The organism is Microcystis sp. M_OC_Ca_00000000_C217Col (assembly GCF_007095585.1).
Taxonomy (GTDB): Bacteria; Cyanobacteriota; Cyanobacteriia; order Cyanobacteriales; family Microcystaceae; genus Microcystis; species Microcystis panniformis.
The window spans coordinates 1-5,201 of the sequence record NZ_SFBV01000067.1 but is presented as its reverse complement, the minus strand read 5'-3'; the positions used below and the strand labels follow the sequence as shown (position 1 = coordinate 5,201).

At 44.0% G+C, this 5,201-nt stretch carries 5 protein-coding genes and 1 pseudogene; 1 reads left to right on the top strand and 5 read right to left on the bottom strand.

Going from position 1 to position 5,201, the window contains the following annotated elements:
- Positions 1-207 precede the first annotated feature (207 nt).
- Positions 208-493: pseudogene (locus EWV66_RS03935) on the bottom strand (hypothetical protein).
- 215 nt (positions 494-708) lie between these two features.
- Between EWV66_RS03935 and hemC the strand changes: the two are divergent.
- Positions 709-1,668: a hydroxymethylbilane synthase gene (gene hemC, locus EWV66_RS03930; protein WP_002738668.1), complete on the top strand. Its 960-nt coding sequence runs from the start codon at positions 709-711 to the stop codon at positions 1,666-1,668.
- A 153-nt stretch (positions 1,669-1,821) separates the two neighbouring features.
- Here hemC and EWV66_RS03925 read toward each other — a convergent pair whose 3' ends face one another.
- The 4 genes from EWV66_RS03925 to EWV66_RS03910 all read right to left on the bottom strand — a co-directional run bounded on the left by EWV66_RS03925 (position 1,822) and on the right by EWV66_RS03910 (position 4,690).
- The gene (locus tag EWV66_RS03925) at positions 1,822-2,700 is read right to left on the bottom strand and encodes a sulfite exporter TauE/SafE family protein (protein ID WP_287109279.1); all 879 of its coding nucleotides are present in this window, start codon (positions 2,698-2,700) and stop codon (positions 1,822-1,824) included.
- 201 nt (positions 2,701-2,901) lie between these two features.
- Positions 2,902-3,447: a rhodanese-like domain-containing protein gene (locus tag EWV66_RS03920; RefSeq protein ID WP_002786812.1), complete on the bottom strand. Its 546-nt coding sequence runs from the start codon at positions 3,445-3,447 to the stop codon at positions 2,902-2,904.
- A 22-nt stretch (positions 3,448-3,469) separates the two neighbouring features.
- Positions 3,470-4,171 (bottom strand): MBL fold metallo-hydrolase, encoded by a 702-nt coding sequence (locus EWV66_RS03915; protein WP_072925737.1) that lies wholly within the window; start codon positions 4,169-4,171, stop codon positions 3,470-3,472.
- Between the two features lie 207 nt (positions 4,172-4,378).
- Positions 4,379-4,690: a ferredoxin gene (locus EWV66_RS03910; RefSeq protein ID WP_002758813.1), complete on the bottom strand. Its 312-nt coding sequence runs from the start codon at positions 4,688-4,690 to the stop codon at positions 4,379-4,381.
- Between the last annotated feature and the right edge of the window lie 511 nt (positions 4,691-5,201).

The window sequence follows — 5,201 nt, the reverse complement described above, 5'->3', positions numbered from 1 at the left end:
TGATAATTGACCACTGTTACATTTGGTAAATCGAGGAGTTGATCAAAATTTATCCACATAACCCACCTCCTGTTCTGTGTTACTATTATACCATGCTCACACAGAACCTAGAAGAGCCTTGTGCCTTTGATCCCCCCTTGATCCCCCCTTGATAAGGGGGGCGCGGCTCCCCCCTTGATAAGGGGGGTATGGAGAATCTGACAATGGTTACTCGGTCTTTTTGTCTCTATATGATAGGGCAAAACCGACTCGATCAAATGCTCGATGTCCGATTCTAACGAACCAAATTTGAGCATCGGTCAATCGGGTTAAAAGTTGATTTGGAAACTGTGAGGATATCTTTGGCTAATTCAAAAGCACCTGTTTTGATATCAATAACTACAATCTTCCCATGATTGTCCTTCTCAACCTGCTGACGCACCTGAGAGTGATAGATTTCCTGTCCACGTCGGACAAATTCTTCTTTGTTATAGCAAGGGTGTTGTAATGTCATTAGTTAGACCCTGTTGCAACCTTTGTCCCTCTATTTTAATCTAGGCTTTCAGCTTTGCTGTCAGTGGGGAATAATAGTCACCCCATTTCCTGAAAAATATTAAGAGATGTAACTATTTATGCCTAACCTAGAAAGTGATTACTCAACAGGGGTGAGATCAGGATAGTCTAGATCGAGCAGTCAGATAGATGTTTAGTTAAATTCCTACTTCAGATATGTCCGTTTCTAGTCCTCCTCGTTCCCTGCGTATCGGTTCGCGTAAAAGTCAGTTAGCCCTAGTACAAACCTATTGGGTACAGGCAGAATTGAGTAAACACCACCCCCATCGACAGTTTGAGGTGGAGACGATGAGTACCCAAGGCGATAAAATTCTCGATGTGGCCCTGGCGAAAATCGGTGATAAGGGTTTATTTACCAAAGAACTAGAAGTGGGAATGTTGGATAGATCGATCGATCTTGCCGTCCATTCTCTCAAGGATCTGCCCACTAATTTGCCCGAAGGCTTAATCTTGGGTTGCGTCACCGAAAGAGTTAATCCGGCCGATGCTTTGGTGGTAAATAGCCAAAATCAAGACTATCAATTAGACACTTTACCGGAAGGTGCGGTGGTGGGGACTTCTTCCCTGCGGCGATTGGCCCAGTTGCGTTACCATTATCCCCATCTGACTTTTAAAGATGTGCGCGGCAATGTCAACACCCGTCTGGCAAAACTGGACGCGGGAGAATACGACGCGATTATTCTGGCAGTAGCGGGATTGGAAAGGTTAGGATTGGGCGATCGAGTTCATCAGGTTATTCCGGCGGAAATTTCTCTCCATGCGGTGGGACAGGGGGCTTTAGGGATAGAATGCCGCGATGCTGATCCAGAGGTTTTGGAAGTCCTAAAAGTGTTGGAACACGCCCCTAGCCGCGATAGATGCTATGCTGAACGCGCTTTTTTACGGGAGTTGGAGGGGGGTTGTCAAGTTCCCATCGGAGTGAATACGGCGATCGAGGATGGTATCCTAACTTTAACGGGTATGGTGGCTAGTCTCGACGGTAAGCGCCTGATTAAGGACTCGGTTAGCGGTGATCCTAGCCATGGGGAAGTCTTAGGACGAGATTTAGCCCATAAAGTGCGCGAGGCTGGTGCTGGGGAGATTTTAGCCGAGATTTTCGCTGAAGTGGGCCGATAATCAGTGATCAGTGATCAGTTATCAGTGGGTAAGTTATCAGTTATCAGTCTTAAACAGCAAAAAGCTCCAGTGCCTCTCCCATGTAGTTTTAACAAGTGATGTGGATAGGCAAGCAGCTGATCAGTATTGCAGCAATTCTCCCAGTATCGAGATTTAATTGACTTCAGTTCGATTGATAGTCTTCTCCGCTGGGATGATAGAATTGCCTTTCGGAGTCAGGAAATTGTACAGGATATGACGATTTTGAATTAAAACTAAAGTTGCGATCGCTAAGAGAAAATAACCAAAACCTTTTTGTAACTGTTTTGCGGACACAAACTGTCCCAGATAGGAACCGATAAGAGTACCGAGGGCAGCCGCAAAAGCAAAGGATAGGGTTAACTGCCAATCGACGCTAATATGACCTAAATAACCCAGTAATCCGGCTACAGAATTGAGGAAAATAATCAGCAGGGAAGTGGCGATCGCTTGAACCATGGGGATTTTACCCAATAATACCAGCGCGGGAACGATAGCGAAGCCTCCCCCAACCCCAACTAATCCCGTCAGGACACCCACAGCAATTCCTTCGCTCATTAACCAGAGCCAGCAATATCGGCAGACTGGTTGGGGGTAGAGAGTCAGATTTTTTTGCCGATCGCGGGCTTTATAATCAGGATTATCTATCTGTGCTGATCTGCGGATCATAAAGGCTGCCGCTAGGAGCATTAGTGTCGCAAACAGGAGCATCTGGAAGGTGGCAGTGACAAAGGGTAATGTGGCTAATCTTGCTCCCAAAAAAGCCCCTACCATCGTGGCAGAACCGAAGATAAAAGCGGTTTTTAAGTTAATGTTGCCTTTTTTCCAGTGGGGAATCGTGCCGAGTAAACTGACACTACCGATGACTAGAAGCGTCATAGCGATCGCCGATTTGGTCGGTACTCCCATCACATAGACTAGAATCGGTAATGCTAGTACAGAACCTCCTCCTCCTAACAATCCCAGACTAATCCCCGTACAAACGGCTAATAAATGTCCAATTAACCAAGTCATTTCAGTTATCAGTTATCAGTTATCAGTTATCAGTTTCTGAAGGCAACAGGCCCCAAGTAAAGAATCTGACAATTCTCCTACCTAAAAAGAAGGCTAGAAACTAAGTACATCTTAGGTTTTAGATTCTTCTCTTGTTATCAGTTATCAGCAAATCATATTTCATTATTTACTGGTTACTGATTACTGATGACTGATTACTGCTTACTGATGGGGTTGATTATAGGGAAGTTTAGCCAGAAGCATAGCTAAAGCACAGGTATTACTAATCCCCGCAAAAACTAGACCAGAACCGACAAAACCGCTTAAAATCAGGAACCAAGGCGAGAGAAAGGCTCCTAATACTGTTCCGAGGACTACTAAGGAACCAGCGACGATCTGCACCTGACGGAATAGGCTAATTGGCGCATTTTGGTCTTTTTCGGTGGCATAACCCGCACTTTTCCAAGTATTTAAGCCGTTTTTAAGCTGGGCAACTTGGCTAAATCCTGCCGCAATCAGTTTTTGTGCTGCTACAGTGGATCTGCTGCCGGAATTACAGTAGAGAACTAGGGTTTGATTGGGGTCAAAAGCGATCGAATCGGGGTTAAAACTGGAAAGTGGTACTAATTTCGCCCCTGGAATGCGATCGCTTGCGTACTCCCCCGGTTCTCGCACGTCAATTAAGCAAACTTCTCGACGCTCAATTAAGTTTTTTAAAGTATGGGCATCAAATTCTAGTAATTTTGCCTGATTTGTGGTATTGGTCATCGTTAATCTCCTGAATGGATCTTTAAGCTAAAACAACTCCTAAATTACCGCAGCCTTGGTTAGCGGGAACTGCCTCCATGATCTTTTTGGGATCTGGTAAATTAAGACTGTTCATAAACTCGATAAATTGTCTGCGGTTACGTCCGAGAAAACGGGGATTGTATTGTTTTTCTTCGGCAATGGTGGAGACAGTTAAACCGCGATAGTCGTGGCCGGGATAAACTAGGGTACTATCGGGGAGAGTGAAAAGTTTTTGCGTGACCGAATCAAAGAGGGTACCAGCATCGCCGCTCTGGAAGTCGGTACGACCACAACCCCGGATAAATAGGGCATCTCCCGTCAAAATATGACTGTTATTGACTAAATAGGCTAGATGACTATCGGTGTGACCAGGAGTAGCGATCGCTTTGATGGTGATATTTCCTAGTAACAATCCCTCTCCATCTGCCAGATGGCGATCAGCACAGGCTACTTGAGCATTTTCGGGAACTATACCCAGACAGCCTGTGATTTGCCTTAATTTTCCAGTTCCTGTGACGTGATCGGCGTGAATATGGGTTTCTAAACAGTATTTTAGCGTTAATCCTAGCTCCTGTAATTGCCGATCATCCCTTTCCACCTGTTCCCGCACTGGATCCACCAATACCGCTTCCTTGCTGACGGGATCGGCAATCAAATAAGTATAAGTGCTGGTTTCGGAATCAAACATCTGACGGAATAGCATTATCTCTGACTCCCTTTATATAATTTTATAACTATACTACCATATAATTATGAATTTGTAGAAAACCTCTAGCAGGATTAATTTTTTGGCTGTATCTCACTGTCGAGTCAAGAGGCAAAAATACAAATAAAGCGAGAACTGTCGCTCTTGCAGTTCCCGCTCTATTATTGTTGGAGTATCTAACCCCCAAATAAATATTGAGTTAAATTAGTACAAATCTTCTTCTTTGTGGGTGACGATCACACAGTCAGAAGTAGGATAGGCGACACAGGTGAGGACATAACCCGCTTCAATTTGATCATCATCTAAGAAGGATTGATCAGACTGATCAACGCTACCAGATTCGATTTGACCAGCGCAACTAGAGCAAGCACCAGCACGGCAAGAAAAGGGTAAATCTAATCCTTCTGCTTCTGCTGCCTCGAGAATATATTCATTATCGGGAACATCAATTGTCTGGTCGCCACCAGGTGTTTTCAGGGTGACTTTATAAGTGGTTGTCTTTGTTTTTTTTGCCATAGGTTGTTCCTCAGTCTTAAAATCCCTTCTCTCGCCGTTTAAACTGAACGGGTCGAATGAGTTTTCCTTTTGATACTACAGGAAAATTTACCCGGCTCAACTTAGCATTAGTAATGACAGCCTTAAATAAACTTAAAATAATATTTACTTATCTCTTAGGTAAATAACCCCCGATAGTTGTGGATCAATCGTTAAATAATCTCATCAATCTTTAGGTAATAAGTAGTCATGCAAAATAAATTTCCTAGTGAAGATAGGCAAGGAGCAAAAGCTTGATCGAAATGTGTAATTAGGGTCTGCTGAAAAAGTTTTTCCTGGGGGTAGGAGTCAGTAGCCGGTCGTCAGGAGCCGGTCGTTTCAGGCTTTGTTGCCCTTGTTTTTTGTACCAAGCGATGTACTACAAGAAGGATAATGCAAGGTTTTTGAAAGTCCCAATCCTATTTTCGCAGCATGAACATCGGACTTTAACAGGTCAAAAGCCTTATTTTAAAAGGGTTTTACCATTATTCAG

Bases quoted from the DNA above. Each gene is read 5' to 3' on its own strand.
- hemC (WP_002738668.1), top strand. From the start codon at position 709: ATGTCCGTTTCTAGTCCTCCTCGTTCCCTGCGTATCGGTTCGCGTAAA.
- EWV66_RS03925 (WP_287109279.1), bottom strand. From the start codon at position 2,700: ATGACTTGGTTAATTGGACATTTATTAGCCGTTTGTACGGGGATTAGT.
- EWV66_RS03920 (WP_002786812.1), bottom strand. From the start codon at position 3,447: ATGACCAATACCACAAATCAGGCAAAATTACTAGAATTTGATGCCCAT.
- EWV66_RS03915 (WP_072925737.1), bottom strand. From the start codon at position 4,171: ATGCTATTCCGTCAGATGTTTGATTCCGAAACCAGCACTTATACTTAT.
- EWV66_RS03910 (WP_002758813.1), bottom strand. From the start codon at position 4,690: ATGGCAAAAAAAACAAAGACAACCACTTATAAAGTCACCCTGAAAACA.